The organism is Bradyrhizobium genomosp. III (assembly GCF_000261705.1).
Lineage (GTDB): Bacteria > Pseudomonadota > Alphaproteobacteria > Rhizobiales > Xanthobacteraceae > Bradyrhizobium > Bradyrhizobium ottawaense.
The window spans coordinates 13102-33126 of record NZ_AJQF01000448.1; the positions used below are offsets into that span (position 1 = coordinate 13102).

23 protein-coding genes and 2 pseudogenes are annotated in these 20025 nt (G+C 58.9%); 11 read left to right on the forward strand and 14 right to left on the reverse strand.

Features of this window, described 5'->3' with window-relative positions:
• Positions 1-139: 139 nt before the first annotated feature.
• The 3 genes and pseudogenes from IC66_RS48580 to IC66_RS0135485 all read right to left on the reverse strand — a co-directional run.
• Positions 140-395, reverse strand: a pseudogene (locus tag IC66_RS48580) (nucleotidyl transferase AbiEii/AbiGii toxin family protein); the annotation flags it as partial.
• Positions 388-978 carry a DUF6088 family protein gene (locus IC66_RS43945; RefSeq protein ID WP_083859373.1) on the reverse strand — a complete coding sequence of 197 codons (591 nt, stop codon included), beginning with the start codon at positions 976-978 and terminating at the stop codon, positions 388-390. The gene IC66_RS43945 and the pseudogene IC66_RS48580, both read right to left, overlap by 8 nt.
• Before the next feature lie 229 nt (positions 979-1207).
• Positions 1208-1660, reverse strand: coding sequence for a hypothetical protein (locus IC66_RS0135485; protein WP_038950815.1), 453 nt, complete (start codon positions 1658-1660; stop codon positions 1208-1210).
• A gap of 11 nt (positions 1661-1671) precedes the next feature.
• On the opposite strand from IC66_RS0135485, the gene IC66_RS0135490 reads away from it, so the two are divergent.
• A complete protein-coding gene (locus IC66_RS0135490) occupies positions 1672-2256 on the forward strand; it encodes a hypothetical protein (protein WP_028143527.1) in 585 nt (194 codons plus the stop codon).
• Between the two features lie 46 nt (positions 2257-2302).
• On the opposite strand, the gene IC66_RS0135495 is transcribed toward IC66_RS0135490, so the two are convergent.
• Positions 2303-3328 carry a CBASS cGAMP-activated phospholipase gene (locus IC66_RS0135495; protein ID WP_049806721.1) on the reverse strand — a complete coding sequence of 342 codons (1026 nt, stop codon included), beginning with the start codon at positions 3326-3328 and terminating at the stop codon, positions 2303-2305.
• A gap of 44 nt (positions 3329-3372) precedes the next feature.
• Between IC66_RS0135495 and IC66_RS0135500 the strand changes: the two genes are divergently transcribed.
• Both IC66_RS0135500 and IC66_RS0135505 read left to right on the forward strand, forming a co-directional pair.
• A complete protein-coding gene (locus IC66_RS0135500) occupies positions 3373-4608 on the forward strand; it encodes a CBASS cGAMP synthase (RefSeq protein WP_049806722.1) in 1236 nt (411 codons plus the stop codon).
• Positions 4601-6289, forward strand: coding sequence for a ThiF family adenylyltransferase (locus tag IC66_RS0135505; RefSeq protein WP_038950818.1), 1689 nt, complete (start codon positions 4601-4603; stop codon positions 6287-6289). Before IC66_RS0135500 ends, IC66_RS0135505 begins: the two co-directional genes overlap by 8 nt.
• Here the strand turns inward: IC66_RS0135505 and IC66_RS48585 are convergent.
• Positions 6283-6501, reverse strand: a complete 219-nt coding sequence (locus IC66_RS48585) for a hypothetical protein (protein ID WP_244429218.1) — start codon at positions 6499-6501, stop codon at positions 6283-6285. The genes IC66_RS0135505 and IC66_RS48585 overlap by 7 nt on opposite strands.
• Here IC66_RS48585 and IC66_RS49290 point away from each other — a divergent pair.
• Positions 6421-6750, forward strand: a complete 330-nt coding sequence (locus IC66_RS49290; protein WP_390887530.1) for a Mov34/MPN/PAD-1 family protein — start codon at positions 6421-6423, stop codon at positions 6748-6750. The genes IC66_RS48585 and IC66_RS49290 overlap by 81 nt on opposite strands.
• Positions 6751-6780: 30 nt before the next feature.
• Here IC66_RS49290 and IC66_RS0135515 read toward each other — a convergent pair whose 3' ends face one another.
• From IC66_RS0135515 to IC66_RS0135540, 5 genes are all read right to left on the reverse strand, one after another.
• On the reverse strand, positions 6781-7392 hold the full coding sequence (locus tag IC66_RS0135515) for an RES family NAD+ phosphorylase (RefSeq protein WP_038950821.1): 612 nt from the start codon (positions 7390-7392) through the stop codon (positions 6781-6783).
• Positions 7393-8133, reverse strand: coding sequence for an XRE family transcriptional regulator (locus IC66_RS0135520; RefSeq protein ID WP_244429219.1), 741 nt, complete (start codon positions 8131-8133; stop codon positions 7393-7395).
• 107 nt (positions 8134-8240) lie between these two features.
• Entirely contained in the window at positions 8241-8657 is a 417-nt protein-coding gene (locus IC66_RS0135525) for a hypothetical protein (RefSeq protein WP_038950823.1), read from the reverse strand.
• Between the two features lie 317 nt (positions 8658-8974).
• Complete coding sequence (locus IC66_RS0135535; protein ID WP_038950824.1) at positions 8975-9184, reverse strand: hypothetical protein; 210 nt, start codon at positions 9182-9184, stop codon at positions 8975-8977.
• Between the two features lie 40 nt (positions 9185-9224).
• Entirely contained in the window at positions 9225-10328 is a 1104-nt protein-coding gene (locus tag IC66_RS0135540; RefSeq protein WP_038950825.1) for a hypothetical protein, read from the reverse strand.
• Positions 10329-10953: 625 nt separating this feature from the next.
• On the opposite strand from IC66_RS0135540, the gene IC66_RS0135545 reads away from it, so the two are divergent.
• From IC66_RS0135545 to IC66_RS46670, 6 genes are all read left to right on the forward strand, one after another.
• Positions 10954-11325 carry a hypothetical protein gene (locus IC66_RS0135545; protein ID WP_157158149.1) on the forward strand — a complete coding sequence of 124 codons (372 nt, stop codon included), beginning with the start codon at positions 10954-10956 and terminating at the stop codon, positions 11323-11325.
• A 2-nt stretch (positions 11326-11327) separates the two neighbouring features.
• Positions 11328-11732, forward strand: a complete 405-nt coding sequence (locus IC66_RS0135550) for a hypothetical protein (RefSeq protein WP_038950827.1) — start codon at positions 11328-11330, stop codon at positions 11730-11732.
• 74 nt (positions 11733-11806) lie between these two features.
• Entirely contained in the window at positions 11807-12139 is a 333-nt protein-coding gene (locus IC66_RS0135555; protein ID WP_038950828.1) for a helix-turn-helix domain-containing transcriptional regulator, read from the forward strand.
• Positions 12140-12236: 97 nt separating this feature from the next.
• Entirely contained in the window at positions 12237-15332 is a 3096-nt protein-coding gene (locus IC66_RS0135560; RefSeq protein WP_038950829.1) for an N-6 DNA methylase, read from the forward strand.
• A complete protein-coding gene (locus IC66_RS0135565) occupies positions 15319-15957 on the forward strand; it encodes a hypothetical protein (RefSeq protein WP_157158150.1) in 639 nt (212 codons plus the stop codon). Before IC66_RS0135560 ends, IC66_RS0135565 begins: the two co-directional genes overlap by 14 nt.
• 90 nt (positions 15958-16047) lie before the next feature.
• A complete protein-coding gene (locus IC66_RS46670; RefSeq protein ID WP_157158151.1) occupies positions 16048-16410 on the forward strand; it encodes a ParB/RepB/Spo0J family partition protein in 363 nt (120 codons plus the stop codon).
• Here the strand turns inward: IC66_RS46670 and IC66_RS0135575 are convergent.
• The 4 genes and pseudogenes from IC66_RS0135575 to IC66_RS0135590 all read right to left on the reverse strand — a co-directional run bounded on the left by IC66_RS0135575 (position 16319) and on the right by IC66_RS0135590 (position 19172).
• Positions 16319-17347 carry an ATP-binding protein gene (locus IC66_RS0135575; protein WP_038950831.1) on the reverse strand — a complete coding sequence of 343 codons (1029 nt, stop codon included), beginning with the start codon at positions 17345-17347 and terminating at the stop codon, positions 16319-16321. The genes IC66_RS46670 and IC66_RS0135575 overlap by 92 nt on opposite strands.
• The gene (locus IC66_RS0135580) at positions 17344-17847 is read right to left on the reverse strand and encodes a hypothetical protein (protein ID WP_157158152.1); all 504 of its coding nucleotides are present in this window, start codon (positions 17845-17847) and stop codon (positions 17344-17346) included. Before IC66_RS0135580 ends, IC66_RS0135575 begins: the two co-directional genes overlap by 4 nt.
• Positions 17848-17885: 38 nt before the next feature.
• On the reverse strand, positions 17886-18086 hold the full coding sequence (locus IC66_RS0135585) for a hypothetical protein (RefSeq protein WP_038950833.1): 201 nt from the start codon (positions 18084-18086) through the stop codon (positions 17886-17888).
• Between the two features lie 10 nt (positions 18087-18096).
• Positions 18097-19172: pseudogene (locus IC66_RS0135590) on the reverse strand (type IV secretory system conjugative DNA transfer family protein).
• Between the two features lie 386 nt (positions 19173-19558).
• Between IC66_RS0135590 and IC66_RS0135595 the strand changes: the two are divergent.
• Positions 19559-20008: a MobC family plasmid mobilization relaxosome protein gene (locus IC66_RS0135595; RefSeq protein WP_390887531.1), complete on the forward strand. Its 450-nt coding sequence runs from the start codon at positions 19559-19561 to the stop codon at positions 20006-20008.
• Positions 20009-20025: the final 17 nt, after the last annotated feature.

A 20025-nucleotide genomic window follows, 5' to 3' on the forward strand; every position in this document is an offset into this window, starting at 1 on the left:
TTTGTCGGATATACTTGCTATATATCATACACTTCATATCATTCCCGCCCCTCGCTAGTAACAGGTAAACAACCCAGTTCCCAGGTATGTATTCAATTCGACCTCGCATCTGAGGGACAGGATTGCTCTCGCTTGTTTTCACGAGATCAGGGGTTATTGCCCGAATATCGTAGGTAAGGTCGACGTCCTCCGAGAAGCGGCGGATTGCGCCGGAAAGGGACTTCCGCCCTTGAAAACGAGGTGCTCTCCCAGTGGAGAGGAAAAGAGTGCGTTCAAGCCCCAAACAACGCAGACATCTTCTCAAGGAGATGTGCCGGACGTCCTGAATTGGAAGCAGCAACGCCGAGCGCGTCTCGGCGCTCGGCGTCAGACAGGTTTAGGAACCTGTCAGACATGTAGTTCGCTTACCGGCCTGGCAAGCCAAGTCGGCAATGAAGACGCCGCGGACTTAAGTTCCCTCACTTCGGTCGGTGTCAGTTTCTGACTGACCGACCGCAATGCTCGTTCTGCCATCTTGGGACCAAGCCAGGCAAGCGCACGCACCACCTCACCAGCACGACGGTTCGCCAGCGTAAGCTGCCAAAGCGGCGCATGCTTGAGCTGGACAACTTGCTTGCCAAGGTGGAGCTCGCGAGAAGGACCAGAGGTCAGGTAAACCTGACGGACAGGTACCTGCGTTGTCAAACCAAGATGGTTGGCCGCCGCCGCGCCGCTAGAAACAATGGTCTCACCGCTGCGAGCCTTGGTTTCCTCAACGACTTTTTCGACCGACGGAGCTCTAACCCCGAAACGGCTTTCGACCGGACGCAGATACACCCCTCGCCTCGCGCGCAGGAGCTTTCCTCGCTCGGCAAGACGCGAAAGGGCCTGATCGACAGCAGCACGCTTTCCAAGGTGCAAAAGCGCCTTGGCAGCAATCGGTGCGCCTTCGGGCAGTTCTTTGGTGACTTCCAAAATCCGGGTGCTAAGGGCGGTCATGGCTCTCACTCCAGTGTCAGAAACATAGGAGAACTTCTGACACGCCCAAGAGCTAGATTTCAAAAAGGTCTCAAATCAAGGATTTACCCTAATTGAGACCGATTCGGCCTTTTTTGGAGGCAAAAAGGCGGTTCCTGCCCTCCCCGTCCCAACGTGCTGGGGCCGGGACCGGTATTCAGACGGCCTGGTTATCGGCGGAGCAACCGCAATCGCTTCCCTATGATAGGAACTACCGACCTTCAACGAGGATTGCCCGCCTCCCACCCACGAAGATCTCCAGATCCCGGGAAAACAGGCAGACGAGATCGACACGGCGGCTCAGCGACAACGAAATTGCGCTGTTGTAAGCCGCGCCCCTGTTTGCCTCTGCCGCACCGGATGCTGTTGTCGCGACAATGCGGTAAGACCAGCCCGCGCACTTATAGGAGCTGGACGTCCTCGATCGGCCGAACGCAACCGCTCCATCGTGGGCGCTCTCGTTATCCGCCATCGCTTGCCGAACCCGGCTGCCAAAGTCCTCGCCAAAGACAAAGCCTCCACTCAGCATCGGAACGCGAAGCATCGAAACACAGTCCGGCGGCTCTTCGCTTCCGGTGAAGAACACGACCAGCAAAGGGTAGCGAGGAAGACCTTCAGAATGTACTTTCCGAAGCAGCGCTTCGATATCCATTTCCTCAGACATTTGCTTCGGACATGCCTTCAGGCTTTTCGATCTCAGTTATCATCATCGTTGCGGCCGCGGTCTGGGCAATTTCACTCCTGTACTTCGGAGTAGACCTATCCTGGGATTACGCCAAGCCATTTTCGGTCACGGTCGCGGTCGTTACCGGCCTCTTGACGGCCTTCGACCGGGTACTGTGGCGGCACTGGCCGTTCCGGCTTTTTCACAAGACACCCGACCTCTCCGGCGAGTGGGGCGCTGAATTATTGTCCTCCTACGCCGAACAGGGTGGCCGAGAGAACAAGACGATCACCGGCACCGCCACGATTACGCAAACCTACACATCGTTATCGGTTCGATTGGTGACAGGCGAAGAGCCCAACACAAACAGATCCTTTCAGCTTGCTGGACGGCTGATCCGTCACAATGACGGTGTCTATGAAGTGATTGGCGTTTACCAGAGCGACCCCGACATTCTCGCTCGCGGCACGCAGACCGAAATCCACTATGGCGCATTCCGCTACCGCGTCATCGGTACGCCGCCGAAGAAGATGAGCGGCCATTACTGGACCGATCGCAATACCAAGGGATCGATCCAACTCAAGAAACGCCTATGAGAACTTGGTCTTCCGGGTACCGACTTTAGAGCGCTCGCCGTTCAATCTAAGCCGAGGTCACGCCGGGAAAGTCGGGCGGATCGGGCTTGTGAGTCAGAAATTTTTGAAGTGCATTATCAGCAGCAACCTTCTGGAAGCTACCTTCCGCCAAGCCAAGCAACGTGCCTTGAGCGTTCGCGTCAGCAACATCCAGGGCCAAATCTGCCTGCTGCTCTTCCGATTGGGTGGCATCGATTCGCAGATAGCGTTCGCCCAGTTGGTGGCGCAGCATGTAATCGACGAGCTGCTGCTGTGAGGAAACGATCGTTCTCAAGAGCCGGCCTCGCATCATCCATTTCGCGCTGCCGAGATCGCGACCGAGGGATCGCTTGAGGGAAAATCCGGTCGAAGTGGTGCCGATGCTGAGGATCGAGATCTGACACACATCTTGCTTCAGAAAGTGCGTTGCCTCGTGCAGGGCACATTGGTCAGGGGCATTGGCGACGAGACCGCCGTCGGCATAGTGCGCAGCGCCAACCTCCGCCAGTGGGAAGTAGGTCGGCGCGGCGCTGGTCGCCATGACCACGTCGACCAATCGCCGCTTGGGATCCAGCGTGAAATCCGGGTGATGACCCGTCTTGAACATCTGGACGCTCCCCTTCGTCATGTTGACCGCGGGGATGATCAGGCGGTGCTTGCAGGCAGCTAGCATCGTTTGGTCGCCAATAATTTCGGAAACAACGCTCCGCAAGGCTTGGCCATCGTATTTCGGACCAAGCACTGACCGCCCCGCGTCGATCCAGCCGAACTTCGGCCGCGGCCGGCCCGAAAAGATGTCCCGCCCCCGTTCGATGAAGAGGTCTCGCATCCGGGCAGCCGGCACATCCAGCGAAACGCCCGCTGCAAGGATCCCACCGACGGAAGTGCCAGCGATCAAATCAAAACAGCTGCCAATGGGTCTGCCAGCCCTTTCCTCTAGGCGGGCAAGGATCTCGGCAGCGTACAGCCCGAGGTACCCGCCCCCGCTGAGCGCAAGTATCTGAAACGGCTTCTTTTTTGTGGATTCGGTTGCCAATTCGTTCTCCAGAGCCATGAAAAGCGCTATTCCATACTGTAACCATCGATTCGTGCCGCTGGATGCAAGCCGTCCCCGACGCCCGGATCGCCGAACCGTCGGTGGCGAGCGACTGCAACCAGGAAGGTACCACTGTGGCAAACGTCGATAAGCTGCTTCACGGCGCCCAAGGGGGCGTCGATCTTCTTGCCAAGCTCGAGCTGCTAGCTGACGAACAGGACAAGCTACAAAACGCCAAGCGAAAGATCCGCGACCATCTCAGGGCGGTGATCGGGAGCGAGACCAAACGTCAGCTCGGAAGACAGATCACGCCGCGCTTCTTCACGCAGGGCAGCGAGGCGTACAAACTGCTCAATCGGCGCGCATGGATGCCGCCGCAGCAGGTTGACGTTGACGACGGCCTCTACCTGCCGATGACATTCGTCAAGGGCAACGGCCCCGCCGAAGCGGCGAAACTCTACTTCGACATTATCGACGCCGCCCTGAAGGTACTGATCAAGCGCGAGAAGTGGAAGGGCTTCGAGGAGAAGGACACCTGCGCGCGGGTCATCATCGACGATTGCCTCCACGTTGACGTGCCCTTGTATGCCATTCCCGACGACCAGTTTGCCAGGCTGACTAAGGCTGCGATGGACCGGGCTATTGCCGACTCCGAAGACAACATCGACTTTATGGGTTCGCGGAAGATGCGGATCGACCGCTGGGATCAGGTCGATTCCGACAAGGTTCTGCTCGCCCACCGCAAGGACAACTGGAAGCCGTCCGACCCGCGAAAGATTCATGACTGGTTTCTCAATGCCGTCGACTTCTATGGCGAACTCTTGCGGCGCGAATGCCGCTACCTGAAGGCCTGGCGGGATTATCACAAACTTGAACATATCTCGTCGATCATACTGATGGCCTGCGCCTTCTACGCATTCGAGGACGTTGGTCATCTGAGTGTCCCTCGCCGCGATGATCTCGCGCTCCTCGAGGTGACTTCGCGCCTGGCCGATATGTTCGCCGGTGAGATTCTCAATCCGGCCGACACCGCTGAAGTTCTCGGGTCATCCTGGACCCGCGAGCAACGTCAGCTGGCCATCAAGGCTGCCAACGCGATGCACGAGCAGCTGGATGACGCGATCAATCATTGCTACCTGCCAGAGGTCGCCGTGGACCATCTGAAAGCCATCTTTGGCGAGCGAATTCCCAATCGGCCTGATCTTGTCAAGGCTCACGCCGCTGCGGCTGCGGCTGTTGTAGCTGCACCGGCCATCATCTCGCCGGCGCCGTCTGTGGGACGGTCGACCAGTGGATGAGCAGGAGGTTCTCCGAACCATCGATGCGGCGCTAAGACAGGAGGGCTTCAAGAAGGATTGGAGCCAGAGCGCGCATCCATACTACGTCGGCCGGATCGAACGGCATGGTCTCGAGGCCGAGGTATCGATCGAGGTGCCTGACCTTGATTTCGTCGATCCGCCGGTCATCAAACTGCTCTCGCGCGGCAAAGCGGAAGGTAAGCGAACGCCACACTTGCTCGGGCCGGACGACATGGTCTGCTATGTCGCAAAAGGTGCCATGGTGTTGGATCGGTACGATCCCGGCGGGACCGTTCTGCAATGTCTAAAGCTGGCGGAGAAGGTTCTGGGCGACGGGCTTCGTGGCCGCTCCGATCTCGACTACGCCGACGAATTCAGCCAGTACTGGGCCGCCGGCCCTTCAATCCTGGTGGATCTGCCAGAGGGTTTTCGAGGCGACGGTGAGATATTCTATGTCGGGCTGTCGCGGAGGGCTAAAGACAAGCTGGTGCTGGCACCGAAGGATGGCCTCCCCCCTTCCCTCAAGGCACTACATGCGGCTAACCGCGGCATTAAGGCCACTCCGGAAATAGCCCCCTGCCGGATCGTGCGCGTGGACCGCGATCTTGGCGCAGATCGAGGCGGAGCCCTGCCCCGCAATCTTCGAGGCTTTGCCGCATTCCTCGACAGGATTGGCGTAGCACACGAATTGAAGCTCGCGCTGGAGGTGGGCACCGGTCTGACGCGTTGGATCGCGATCTGCGCACCAAATGCCATCTGTCTCGCCGAGATCAAGATCCCCAAACGATTTGATCGCCCCGAATTCATGAAATCCCGGAAGTCGGCGCTGCCCAAGCTCCTGCTCGACCGCACCGAGGATGTGGCGGTCGAACGCCATCTGGGTTCTCCAATCGATGAACGCTTCCTCTACCAGCGCAATCTTGGGACTGTGCCGAGCCTCGCCGGAAAGAACATTATTCTGATCGGTTGCGGGACCATCGGCGGCTTTCTCGCCTACAATCTCGCGCAAAGCGGCGCCGGGTCGCTGGGAGGGTGTCTCACGCTGATTGACTCCGACAGATTATCGCCCGCCAATCTAGGGCGGCATATTCTCGGAATGTCATTTCTCGGCCAGAACAAGGCGGACGGTTGTGCCGAGTACATTCGCGAACAGCTTCCGCACCTTGCGGTCGACGGCCGTCCTGTGGACGCGACAGCGATCCTGAAGTCATTGTCGGGCGACCTGGTCATCGACGCAACGGGTGAGGAACCGTTCTCCATCGCCTTGAACCATCATGCCGTGTCGCAGCGACCGAACTATCCGCCAGTTCTTCACGCCTGGATCGTCGGCAACGGTGGTGCGGCTCAGGTTTTGCTCTGCGACGGACCGGAGCACGGGTGCTTCAAATGCCAAAAGCCCAAGCTTGCTGGCGAGCCGCGCTACCGGGTCATGCGTCCAGACTCCGATAACGAGCTGCTACGCAATCCGGCTTGCGGAGACGGGCTCTATGCACCGTTCCCGGTCTCGGCATCGATGTCGGCGGCGGCCTTCGCGCTCGACCTCGTTCTCGCATGGAATAGCGGCGATCCAAGGCATCGCTACCGAACACGTGTGCTCGATCCCGACCGCAGCTTCCAGATTAAAGATATGAACCTCACACCCGCTCCAGAGTGCCCAGCTTGCCAAACACGGGCTCAATGATCTTCCGCGCTGGCATGCGGCTCGTCGTCGTCCACAACCAGGTGATGATGAGGATCGAACGCTACTTGCGCGCTCCCGAGAATGCGACAGAGGCTGGAGGGATCCTGATCGGCTGCTACAGAGGTCCCCACATCGAAATCACCGAATGTTCGGAGCCTCTGCGGCGCGACCGCCGTGCACAACTTCGGTTTGATCGAGACGATCCCGGGCATCAGGGCCTCGCCAAGAGGCGATGGACCGAGAGCGGGCGCACTCATACGTTCGTTGGTGAGTGGCATACGCATCCCCGATTTTCGTCGACGCCATCCGGGATAGATCTCAAGACGTGGCGAGAGGTCACGCGGAACAACGTCGCCGGGAGCTCGGTCTTTCTCATCAGTGGCGGCGATGGCTGGTGGGCGGGCCTTGGCGTCGGAAGAATATTGACAAGGATGTCGATCGTTCCGCCCGACGACGAATGACTACCACTGCCGTCTTGATTGTTGATCGGCTCAAGGGGCCAACTCGACCATAAGGTCGTCCAGCACAGTCGCCAGGCCGGCCACGCCGATCAGAGGCTGCACTCCGATAGCTTTCAATTTTGGCACCGCCCGGTCGAAGATTGCGAGGTTCGTTTGGCCGTTTAACCGTGACGGAGAGACGATGCCGTCTGGCCCAGACGGATGTTCGTGCCAGGCGAGCGACCAATGTCGCGCCAGCGTTTGCCTTAAGGCCCGCGCAACATCGGTCGGAACTCCCATACGGATAGCGCGGTCGCCACGCAAGTCAACCATAGTCAAGGGAGAAGCAATCTCGATCGTGGCGTAGTGTCTGTCTTGAAGCTCGTCTTCGCTCAAGAGCAGAGAGCCGTCTGCACCATCGCGCCGATCGCGCAGGACTGCCTCTAGAAAGCAGACCTTGAGTGTGTCGCCCAAATACAGCACGCCAAAACGGTTGGCCGCGATCCTTCGCCGAGGATCGCTGAACCGACTGGGCGACTTGCCATATCCCAATGGATGGGGATACCGCGACAAATAAATTCGGCCAAACCTCACACCTGCGGGCACGGTATGCAGATCGAGGCGCGACTTGGCAAAGGTCGCAGTCGGCCCCCTTGCAGTCACTTAGCGAAAATCCCCTCGTCCAACGCTTTCCGCTGCTGCAAGTACGGCTTCCCCGCGGCCAAGTTCCAAGGCTTCACGCCCCGTCAGGCCATCGAGCTCATCGTGAGGCTGTACAAGAAAGCGGAAGACGGCCCAGGGACCGCCAAGCCGCTCACGAAGGCCCGGCAATTCGGGATACGGTTTTCCATCGCGATCAAGTTGCCAGACAGGAAAGCGAAACCCCCGCTTGGCTCCGTCCAATCCAACAAGTTGTCCATTTTGTCGCTTGGCGTTGATCGTCACGCGCGTCGTGTGCAGTAGGTTAGCAAGCTCGTCCGCGCTCAGCATGTCTTCGCCCGAGAGGATTTCTGCAGCCCGCACGCGGCCCCGTTCCCGCGCCGCAGCCAGCGCCGCCTCGAGTCCGGCATTGCGAGTGTCAGCCGTTCGTGTTTGGGCGACTCCTCTCGCAGCAGTTCCCGATTGCTCGATGGGCGTGGCGACAGCACAACCATCAGGATCGACGTTAACGAGAAAGCTGTGCACACGACCTGCCCTGTTGCTCTTTTCGAAGGCTTCGCCGTACCGCTTGATCAGCAAACCGACACTTTTCTTCGCCGCGCCAGGGGTTTTGAGCTTGACGCCTCGCACACCCTTGGTCGCCAGTGTCTTGAAATTCGCCTTGAGGAACATCGTCAAACCAGGCTTCGACTTGCGGGCCCTGGAAATCGACCTTCCGCCAGTTGATTTTTTGGCGTTCGCCATCGCCAACTCCTGATCCTGAGCCTGCCCTCAAAACGACCGTCGAGTACCATTACCGAAGCCCCCTGGATAAAATGGGAGCTTTCGTTAAGTTCGTCAAGTCCGTAAACCTATGGTGAATCGCACCAATTTATTGTCCATTTGTCACCCGAACGGCCCAACGCCTTCACGGAATCGCCGATACTCTCGATCTGACGAACACCGAACTTATAGACCGTCTCGCCCGCCTTCCCCGTGTCCTGAACAGCCTTTTCGATCGTTTTACCGCTATCCTGCGCGGCCTTCTCGATCGTCTTACCACCACCATCTTGGGCGGCCTTTTCGAGCGTGTGACCACCGTCATGGGCCGACTTCTCGACCGTCTTGCCCGTGTCGTCCACCGCCTTGACAGTGGTGGCGGCGGCATCCTGCACGACCTTCGCCGTCTGTTTCGCGACGTTGTCTGGACTGAGGCCGCCATGGGCGGTGTTGCAGGCTGCATCAAAGATCCCTCCGCAGGCGAACGCCGAAGGGCTGTTGAGCGCCAACCCAAAGATCGCTGCCGAGGTTAGATAGAGCTATGCAATGCGCTTGTTCATAGTTTCATCCCGTTGCTTGCTGAGGCCCACCACATGGTCGGGACATCAGGTCCTCCGGTTCGGACGGAGCCGCGGAGTATTCGGGAACATTTCTGAACGGCGAGCGCTTCAGTCGTTCAGACTCCATTCATTGCAAAGACAAAATTGTGGTTGCCCACGAAGACACCACCGATTTATGAGCAGCTTCAACGATCGGTGGCCGGCGGCCTGCCGCCGTCATTACGAAGAATTCATCGAGGCCTTCTCCCTGATCCGACTCCGCTAGCTCAATTGGCGTCGCAGATGCTGTGAACAGGGTGTACCGCGAGGGCCGAAACAAGCTTGCTCACGGCGAGATGGCGGGCCTTTTCGAGGATGTTTCCGAGATTCGGATGATAGGCGATGCGTTTCTCGCCAACTTGTTCGATGCCGTCACATTCGAGCTCGCGGCAATCATCGATCAGCGGCCCGCAATCTTGACCGTGCCGGAAGATCACGCTTATCGCGCCCTCAAAGAGAGGTTGAAACAACGGGTCGTCAACCCTTCGAGTTCTTAGAGGCTGGTTTGGGTTGAAAAAGGATCCTGTTGTTCTCTCGCTTGATATCGAGGAAGTCGAAGGGAGATGCGGAGCTTTCGTTCAGTATCCGCTCTGGATAGCCGTCGACGGCGAGCTTCATGACGTACGAAACGGTATTATCCGGAAGCACGACAAGTTCGTCTGCATTCCACGACAAATCGCGCGTGACCGGACTGGCTTCGTCCTGGCGTTCGATCGTCCTAATGAGCGGCACGGCGTTGAGATTGCAGTACTGATCGGCGTCCCACTCGTGAAACATGTCCTTGTTGCGTCCAAGCTGAATATTGAATGTGAACTCGGTGTCCTTGATCGTGTTGCGGTCGACACCCGTGCAACTGCTACCCCCCTCGCCCCTGTCTTGTGTCCACCAATCGCGATTGGCCACCAGTTTCTCGACATCGATCTTCCATCCCTGTTTGGCCAGGTCGGGAGCGATGGCGAAGTGCGCGGGATAAGTCGAATTCTTACCCTTGCCGCTCACCTGAACGCGGGGGTGGGTCGAGGTCTCCTGGGACTTCGCCAGGATTTTGGGGGTGATAGTGACCGTTCCGAGGTGCTGCAATTTGGGGCTGGGTGACGGCGACGGCCCCGAACCTCCGCCCTTACCGGAAATGAACTCCCTGATCGCGGTGGCAATCTCCGGGTTGGAATAGGCGCCGTAGGTAACAGTGCTCAATGCGATCAGGAAGAAGAACGGCGCTGCACTGACGGTCAGACGCCGAATATGTGTGAAACGTTGCTTTTCGAGCTCGGTAACGCTGATCTGGCTCTTGATCTTGCTGTAAACCCGCGACGCGCCGTCGGCCGAGTGCTTCTGGACTTTGGCGAGTTCTTTGAGCGCAGCGAGCCTTGCGCTATCGCTACCGAACGTCTGGAGGATCTCGATCACCTGGTCGGCGTTGAAGATGCCGTCGCCTTCCACGACCTGTCGGACAGACCTGAATTCCGACCCCTCTAGCGCACGCACCTTCTGATAAAGATAAAAATACGCAACGAGCGCGAGCACTCCCAACACAGACGTCGCGCCGGCAATGACCGTAACCACTTCGACTGTCAATTGCATTATTCCCCTCCGACGTCTGCACTCTGGCAAATTGCCGGATTGTTGTCACCGTCACATTTGGCGACGCGACTCCTTGAGGGCCAGGCCTCGCGACGGCCTGACGCCATCTGCGGGACGCCCAGACCAGAATGCGCAGCGCAGGTCGGTTTCGTCAAAAACGCCGTACTGCTCTCTATCCCGGTTAGATCAATCTCGCGACTTGATGAGCCGAGCAACGAGTGGCAGGACGGCACCGAGGGCGATCAAGCTGAAGATCGGCCGCAACGTTATCGCGTTCGCGTATTGCAACGCAACGATGCCGGGAGGATGAGTACTGCGAGAAGCGCCTCATAGGCCCCGAGCGCGCCCGCCATTTCACTGATGCGCTCCAAGATACCCTTGACCAGCTGAGCCAATGGTCCGGTTGGGAAATGTTGCGCGGGGCCAGCGTGGCGATGGAGGGCTCGATGGAGGCAAGCCACTGTCGGCGCCGTTTTGCAGAAGGGCGCGAAGAACCTTTATCCGCCTTCTTGGGTCTCGTTTTTGCAGACATGTCTTCAGCTACGGCGAGCCACGCAGAGTTCTGCGTTGAGAGGAGTGTCCAGCTGTCAACGGCGAAATCGGCGACTAACCGCGGGGGTTAATCTTGGCTTTAGTGGTCCGCGCCGGGCAGGCATCTGAACCCGATCTGCGGGAAGCTTTGGTCGTTGTCGGCGACATCCGCGATGTCGGCGAAACAACGAACCGCCAGATCCCGTACCGTCTGCTGCTTACGAAAATCTATCCCTTGCGTACGCGCGTGACCGACTTTGCCTATCGCGAGCTAGAACGCCACGGCCTGCCGCTGTTCCGTACCGCCCTGGTCGAGCGTTCTGCTTACCGCGAAATGTTTCTCAACGGCTCGCCTCCGACGGTGAGCGAACCCGAGAAGGGGGCTGGCGTCGAGATCAAGGCTTTGGTCGCGGAAATGCGTGCCATCGTTGAAAGCGACAGCAACGAACTGAGAAAGGCAGGCTGAACGTGAAGACGAACCGCCCGCCTTTCCGGCCGCTCGATCCCGATGTGACCGATGAACATCTCGAAAACCTGGCACGTGAGAAGGGGGTCGGCACTCTGCAGAAACCGGAAGCGCCGCGTGAGCAGGGACCAAAGATCGTGGTCCAGGCGCCCGCCACTGCCGCAGTTCCAGAGCTACCGGCCAAAGGCGCGACACCACGTTCCCGCATGAAGCCGATCAACATCGAGGCGCCCGACTACCTCCAGGTCGAACTCAAAGTCCGCGCTGCACACCGGCAAACGAGCGTACGCCATGTGATCCTGAGCGCGCTTGTCAAAGACGGTTTCACCATTGCCGAGGCCGATATGATTGAGGACGGCCGTCGCGCTCGCGGGCGAGCCTTAACCGAGCCGGCATCACCGCAGTAGCGGTACCTTAAAAACTTGGTAACATCAGTGCTACTACAATCGGTGCAGTCGCCCCGCCCCCTCCTGAGCCTTTCATGCCTCTGTCGCGTTCCTTCAAGCGTACCGTCAAAGACCGCGCCGCAAGCGATGCGACATTTCGTGCTGCCCTCTTATCCGAAGGCGTCGAGACGCTGATCGCAGGCGACGTTCAGACGGCGAAAGCTCTCCTGCGAGATTACATCAACGCGACCGTCGGCTTTGAGGACCTTGCTCGCAGGACGGGCACGCCGCCGAAAAGCCTGATGCGCATGTTTTCAAAGGGCGGCAATCCGAGCACGCGCAAATTATCCGCTGTGCTGAAACAGCTGCAGCGCAATTCCGGCTTAAGTCTCCGGGTGCAGGCAGAGGACGAGCGGAGGGCCGGATGACGGACCTTCGCGACTTAGGCCATACTGCATGTTTGTTCTTGATTTGTTCTCATGTTCGGGTTAGCATACCGACTCATGAGGACGAAAGCATTGCAACGTGAGCGGGGGTCTCGCACCACAGTGGACGCAGGCACTCTCGCTTTCACGGCGGGAGGCGCCCGAGTTTTATCAAACCGAAGCCGAAATCGGCCCGGGACCGCACGCTGATGCCATCCGTTTTGCTCTCAGCGAGCTGAAGCTTTCGGCCGTCTTTTGCATCGAGGGCGTTCCGACAATCGCTTTTCTGAGCGATCCGAACGTTGCGCCCGATGAAATCGACCGCGTCCATCGCATCCTCTGGAACCAGGGACTCATGAGTTTGCTGCTCGTGATCCGGGATGACGAGCTGACCGCCTATTCCCTTGTACAGCGACCGTTCAAGCGTGAGCAGGGAGGTGGCCCGGATCCTCGCCTCGTATCCACGCTTTTCCTTCTCAAGGATGCGCTTCGCCTGCGCGACCTCATTGGTTCGGCAGAGTCAGGCCGGTTCTGGTTCGAACACGATCAGTTTTTCGATCCCGCCGATCGCGTTGACAGCGTACTTCTCTCGAACCTCCTGCAATCGTTTAGGGAGATGAAGGAGGAGTTGGGCCCTGATGCAGCCCAGGCGTTGCTGATGCAGGCGATGTTCATCGCCTATCTGGAAGACCGCGAGATCATCAAGCCGGAAGATTTCAAAGCTGCATCCAAGGACGCGCACGCGACCTTCCGGGAAATGCTTGAAGCCAAAAGCCCCGCTCCTCTTGAAGCTTTGTTCGTATGGCTCAAGGACGCATTCAACGGCAATGTCTTCAATGCACCATGCGCATTCGAGTTGGGCGATCGCAAGCCGCCCAAGCTGAAAGTCGCCCATCTCCGCGTGCTCGCCCGTTTCCGCCACGGCCGCGAAGAAATGAGCTCCGGTCAGCTGCGACTGTGGGGCTATGATTTCAAATACATGCCGATCGCTCTGATCAGCGCTGTCTATGACCGCTTTCTGAAAGAAGAAGAAGGTAAGAAGAACGCCGAAGGCGCGTACTACACGCCGATGTTCTTGGCAGACGTTGTTGTCAACCACGTCTGGGATGAACTCAGCGACGAGCAGCGTGCATCCGGTCTTTTTTGCGATCCTGCTTGTGGCTCAGGGATTTTCCTCGTTCGTATGTTTCAGCGTCTTGTGGCACATCACTGCCGCGTCAAGAACAAACCTCACGCTACCTGGCGCGAGCTCACGATGATCGTTCGCCGGCTGCACGGTGCCGACATCAATCCCGCAGCAGTCCGGGTAGCGGCATTCTCACTCTATATCGCGCTCCTCGAGCAATCGAACCCGCCCGAACTTTCGACGCTGATCGCAGCCAAAAAACTCCTTCCCTCGCTCTACGGCGACACGCTGCGAGCTGAGGACTTCTTTACGACGCCCGACAAGCCTCGATACGACGCGATCATTGGCAACCCGCCGTGGAAGGGCCGCGCCAACCAGGAAACGAGGGCACAGAAATGGGCGAAGGCGAACGGCCGTCCTGCCCCCGCCAAGGATATTGCATGGGGCTTTATCTGGAAGTCGCTCCCTGTCCTGAAGCCCGGAGGCATGTGCGGATTGTTGCTGCCGGCGATGGGCGTGTTGCACAATGTGTCAGGCGAAGCGCAGGAGGCGAGACGCCTTCTCATGCGCGCCACCCGCGTAAAGCGGATCATCAATTTTTCCGATCTCGTCTTCCAGCTATTCGACGGCGCAAAGCGGCCGACAGCCTTTGCTCTGTACGAGCACGCGCCGGCGGATGGCCTACCCTATCGATTTGAGTACTGGGCACCTAAGTCCGACCTCAATCTGCGTCTCAAGCGCATTTTGACCCTGACGCGTTCGGACAGGATGCGTCTCCGGTCCGACCACGTCGAAACCGACCCTTCACTGTTCAAGCGCCGCCTGTGGACTCGATCCCCGGACGAGAAGCTGCTGCAGTACATCCGCAGCCTCCCCGCCTTGAATTCGTTCATTCGGGAGTTCAAGGAACTTCGGGGCGAAAAGCACAATCGCGACACCGATTGGGTCATTGGGCAAGGATTCAAACCGGCTCAGGCCAACCGCATCGATGATCCGGATTACGATACGACAACAGCCCCTGTCGTCACACGATACCCTTATCTGGACGCTGGCGCATTTCAGACCCTTGTGCTGCCACGGATCAAAGCGAAGCCTTGGCCAGAAAGCATCGTGCACCGCGCAGGCTTTACTGGAGGGTTTACTGGACCTCACATCATCATCCCGCAGGGTGTCGAGCGCGCTGCGCCGCGAGTCCGCGCGGCCTATACCGAACAGAACCTGGTCTTTGAGCACTCCTTGCAGGCAATCGCATTCCCCGAAAGCAAGCGCAACACGGCCAAGATTCTCACGGCCGTCCTCAACAGCCGCCTGGCCGCTTGGTTCTATTTCCACGAAACGGCCAATCTCGGCACTGACCGTGCCAAGGTGGTGCAAACCGACCTTCTGAAATTTCCATTCGCCGAACCCCGGCATATGCCGGATGCAGAACGTGCCGTGCCAGCTGCGCAAAAGCTTGTGCGCCTCATGGACCGTTTCATCAAGGGCGCGGACGATCTGTTGCGCGCGCAGGATGATCCGCTCCGGGAGATCGATGAGCTGGTCTATGAATATTATGGCCTCGACGTTCATGAGATCGCGCTGATCGAGGACACGTTCAATTTCATCATTCCGGCGATGCAGCCGCGCCGCAATGCGGGACTCCAGGCCATCTGGAACAACAGCAAGCCCCAACAGCGCAAAGACTACGCCGCGATGCTGTGTGGCGCGCTCAAGCCCTGGTTCAGGCACTCTCTGAGCGCGACGCTCGCCGCAAAATCGTCCGATAGCGCCATCGTAAAGGTGTCACTCTCTGCGGGACCAAAAACCGCTTACAGCGAAGAAACGCCAGCCGATGTCGACCAGTTCCTCGCCCAAATCAGCACGCAGTTGCCGCAACCACTTCCAGGCAACGTCCAGCTGGTGCCGGATCTGCGCTTCGTGATCGGCACTGATATGTATCTCGTCAAACCGCTGCAGTTGCGGCACTGGCTGCGTTCGGTCGCACTCGCCGATGCAGAACAGATTGCTGCGGAGCTATCGGCTGCCGCCGCGCGGAATGGGGGCCAGGAAAGCGCGCATGCTGGCCGGTGATCCCTCACAATGGCTGTCTCACTTGCGCTCCCTGGAAGAGCGCATGGCCGAGGCTGTCGAAGCCGTATGGCCCATCTGCATCAAGCCGTTGCAGGCCAAAAAGAATGCCATGACGCACGAGGATCACATCACCAATCATCTTGTGCATGCGCTTCGCCGGACGAAACTTGTTCCGGGGCTGATCGTCCCGCAGTACAAGCTTATGACCATCGCCGCAGATGGAATCGTATCACTCACAAGCAGCATCGACTTCGTGTTGACCATCGGCGACAACGAGGACATTTACCTTGCCTGCGAATGCAAGCGCCTCAACGTGCCCTATAAATCCGGGGTCAAGGGCTTGGTTGGCGAGTACGTCGATGACGGGCTGATGCGTTTCGTAAGCGGCCAGTATTCGAACGGCCTGCCGCTCGCGATGATGCTGGGCTACGTCATGAACGCCCGCGCTGATCGTGCACGCCGCGGACTGGCGCGCGCCATGAAATACCGGGCCAAGACCATCAATCTTCAATCGACCGCCGATGCGCCCGTGAAGAACGGCAAACCCATTCGCTTTGTGACAGCCCATCTTTGCACTGCCGGAAAGCCGATCGAGGTTTCGCACACGCTTCTTGCGTGGCCGTGATCGCGTCGCACGTATTCCATTGCCGGACGTCGCCGCTATCTCACGCTCAAGTCGCTCGTCGAAGCCAAAGTCATCGCGAAGGACCACGACGTGTCGTGCACCGTGGTCGATGCCAGGGCGCAGGCGACCGAGCTTAGCCTGGTCGAGAACATCATTCGTGCACCCATGCACCCAGCAGATCAGTTCGAGGCCTTCCGCGACGTGATCGATGCAGGCGCAACCATCACCGACGTGGCGGCACGGCTCGGCATCGCCGAAAACCTCGTCACGAGGCGCCTCAAGATGGGCCGTCTCAGCCCGGTGATTCTGGATTCATATCGCAACGGCGATATCGATCTTGAGCAAGCCGAGGCGTTTACGCTCAGCGATGACCGTGAGGCGCAGGAGCGCGTGTTTGCCGAACAGCCCGAATGGCAACGCAGCCCGGCGAGCATCCGCCGTCGTCATAGTTGATAAACAGATCATCAGCGATGAACGGCACTGGCCCGGCATGAGCGAAATATTCTTCGACGGCGGCGACGCGCAGAGCCATAAACAACTGATCGGCAGCCCCCTCACTTAAGCCCGAAACCCCAACCACGCTCCCGTCGCGCCGGACACCTGCGAGATGAGGAACGTCCTTCTCATCGTATTCGAGCGCGAGCCTCTCAAAGGATCCGCCGGTGAGAATCGAGAACAACTCCCCCGCCCGTTTAAGCAGCGGCGCCTGCTTTTCGCGGCGGAAACGTTCGATCGCCCATTGCAGGATCAGGGATGCCGAGCGCACGCGGGCATATTGGCTGGCGGCGTCTCTCATATCCGCGAGCGCTGCCTGACGGTCAGACGCAGCCTTTGCGGCAGCAGCGTCGCCGCCTAGTGCTTCGAAAACGCGCGCCGCGTCGTTGCGCTGCTGGATGGCCTCAAGCTGGCGTTGTCTTTGACCCTTCAGGGATTGCATTAGCGTCTGTTCGCGTGCCGCCGCCTGATCCAGGTCGCTGTTGCGACACTCCTCGACAAGGGTGTCAATGCCAAGACCATCACCGTCCGCCTCGAGCGTCAGACGCAGGCTTGCTTGTTCATCCTTAAGCCCGCGCAGCAAATCGGATTGCCTTATAGCTGCGCGCAATGCATCGAGCGTCACGCAAGCCGCCTGTTGCAGCTTCAGGATAATTTCCTGCGCGGCTTCTCTCGACTTGTCGCATTCCTCTAATTTCTTTTGAAGGCCCTTTATGGCCGCCTTCTTTTCGCCAAGCGTTGCCTGGCTTTGCTTCGCGTCATTCAGCCGCGCCTGCATTTTGATAACAACGTCATCAGCATCTGCGCCCGCCATATCCGTTGCTACGGACGCGGCGAGCTTTGCGACCTCGCTTTCAAAGGCTGTAATATCACGCTCGATCTTGTCAACGCTCACGCTGCAGGTCGGCAATTTTTGCAGCGACGTCGCGCATCTGTTCCAGTGCTTCGATCTGCCCCTGAATGGTCTCGCCCCCCCGCCTCGCCCGATAAGTTCAGCGCGGCCAAGGCTTCCTTCCATTCGTTTTCCCACTCGCGATGCTCTTTCTTGGCGCTTTCGAGGGCATTGCTCTTGCGCTCCGCGTCAGCCTTGATCTTGCGTTCCTCAAGCTCGAACTCGGCGCGCTTTTGCGCAATCGCTTCCTGCGTCCGGATGCGCAGCTCTGCCGTCGCCAGAATACCGTTGAGCGGCAGACTTTCTGCGGCGGCGGTAACCGCAGGATCCTGCAGTATGCCAACAAGCTGCTTCCTGGCGTCCGCAATCTCCTGCTGCAGCGATGCCGACGACCGGAGGGCAGCGTCGCGCTTGGCTATCTGGCCAAGCAACACTGTTCTTGCATCGATCCATTCGAGCATTTCATCCGGGGTCGATGGCGTGTCCGTAACACCGGTCCACATGCCCACCCATGCAGCGGCCAGTTCAGATTGCTCCAGGGTTAGTGCTTCCAGCTCTTCTTTTGCGCGTGTAGTCCGTCTTCCTGTTCAGCAATCTGCCGGGCCAGCACCATCGCTTCGGCCGTCGATTGCGCATTCTCAAAACGCTGATCGGCAGCTCCGTCGGCATGACCGATGCTCGCCTCAAATGCGCTCAGCAGGGAAGCGCCCTTCGTGAAAGCCTGTTCGTCGACATCCGGCACGGCGACGTTCTCAATGTGCTTCCGCTTTATGATGGACGGACCACAGCTTTACCCCGAAGCCAGCCATCAGCTCGGCTGCCGTCTCAAGGCTGCGCATGTGGCCAAGCGTCGGAAACTCCTCCAACACGAACCGCACCGGCAGCTCGCCGCGCGGCACAGGCGCCCGTTCCAAGACAGAGAGTGCCTGCTGCACGATCAGGCGCAGCCACCTGAAATGCGTCCCCATCCGCATGCCGGGCAGCACCATGAAGATCGACAACTTTCCTGTGTTGAGGTCCGCGAGCCGGAAATCGCTGCGCTCGGTGATGTGCAACACATCATCGAGCGGTGCTGTTTCCTCCTGCACCGTCGAGAGGATGCTCTGCATCTCTCGTGGACTCCCGGTAAGCTTTCCCAGAAAGGTCGAGCCGATATTACTGATGATGCCGTCGAAGTCGGGAGTATTTGCCATGGCGGTGAGACGGCGCTCCATCTCAGGCGGCGTCGAACACAAGAATCGCCTCAATCCGCGCAAGGTTGGAAGACGTCGCTCGGCGAGCGTCAGCAGCACGTCGCCGCGGGTGAGATTCTTCCCGGCGTCGGTCCAATGCGGATCACGTGCATTGTTGATTATGAGCGCATCAGAACATTGAGATACGTCGGGGGCAATGTGCCGGAACCGTCCAAGTCCGAGCTCCGAGAAAGGTTTATAAGAGGCCGACTCCTGTCCGAGCTCTTCGAATGGGTCGAGAATGTAGACGTGCTGACCCATCGCCCGACGATACTCCGCACATGCCGCAGCCAGCTCGCCCTAGGGTCAAGCACGACCACAGAACCCGGATAGCGGCGCAAGTTCGGGATAAGTACGCTTGATGATTTCCCCGCCTGCGTACCCGCGATTGTCATGACGTGCCGGCCGTCCTTGCGGCCGAGCCAACGATCGCCCCAACGTCCAAGCAGAACGCGGCCCGGCGACCACGTCCAGGTCTCATCCAGATCTGCGGGGTTGTACCAGATTTGCGACGGGGGTGATTCGCTCGCGCCGCGGATACCGGACCCACGCGGTGGAAAGTGATGATGCATCGATTGCTCCCGTATGCAGCGCATGCTCCCCCACCCACGCGCGGCTGCGTCATGGTCTCGAATTGCGAACGAGAGAAGCGCAACACAAGAGATCAAAATAAAAATCAAAACGTTAGGCGACACAGCGAGACAAGATAATGCACGAAGAGACTTGGCGAGTGCGGAAGTTACGAAAAGTGAAATGATTGCGCGCGGCAAAGTTGGGAATAACTGAAGGGGGAGAGATTCAGTGATGAAGCAAATACCCTTAGAACGTTTTGGGGTAGCGAGATGTGGATTTGATTTCGAAATCCAAAAAACTTGGTTTCGAAATCAAATCCCTCTCGCCCTGGGGAGCCGCTCCGCTCTTCCCCGGGACCCCTTCCTGTCAGGGCTCACGCCCCGAACCCCATCCTCTCGGAGGCCACCTCGTGCCAAGACCCCGTACTCACCAGCTTGCTGCCCGCACCCGAGCGATCACAGTGCGCGTGATGCCGTCCGAATTTGCGAGGCTGCAGGCCGAAGCCGCGCAGGCGGGCGCAAGCGTGTCGGGATTAGCCGAGCGTTACATCACGCGCGGCACGGTACGGGTGGAAGCCTCGCGGATGCCGGCGCCTCTGGATCCGGCGCTGATCGCGGAGCTGAAACGCATCGGCAACAATCTGAACCAGATCGCCCACGCGCTGAATTCGAACCTGCCGCCGGACACGCTGTCCACGGCAGGTAACCTGCGCGATCTGATCCACACATTGATGCGCGATGAGCTGCTGTTGCAGCGGCTCCGCGATGCGAAGGAGAGAGGTGATGATTCCGCGCCTGCAAGCCCGCGGCAAGAGTTTCAAAGGGTCGTGTCGGTACGTCCTTCACGATCCCAAGGCTGAAACTCGAGACCGCGTCG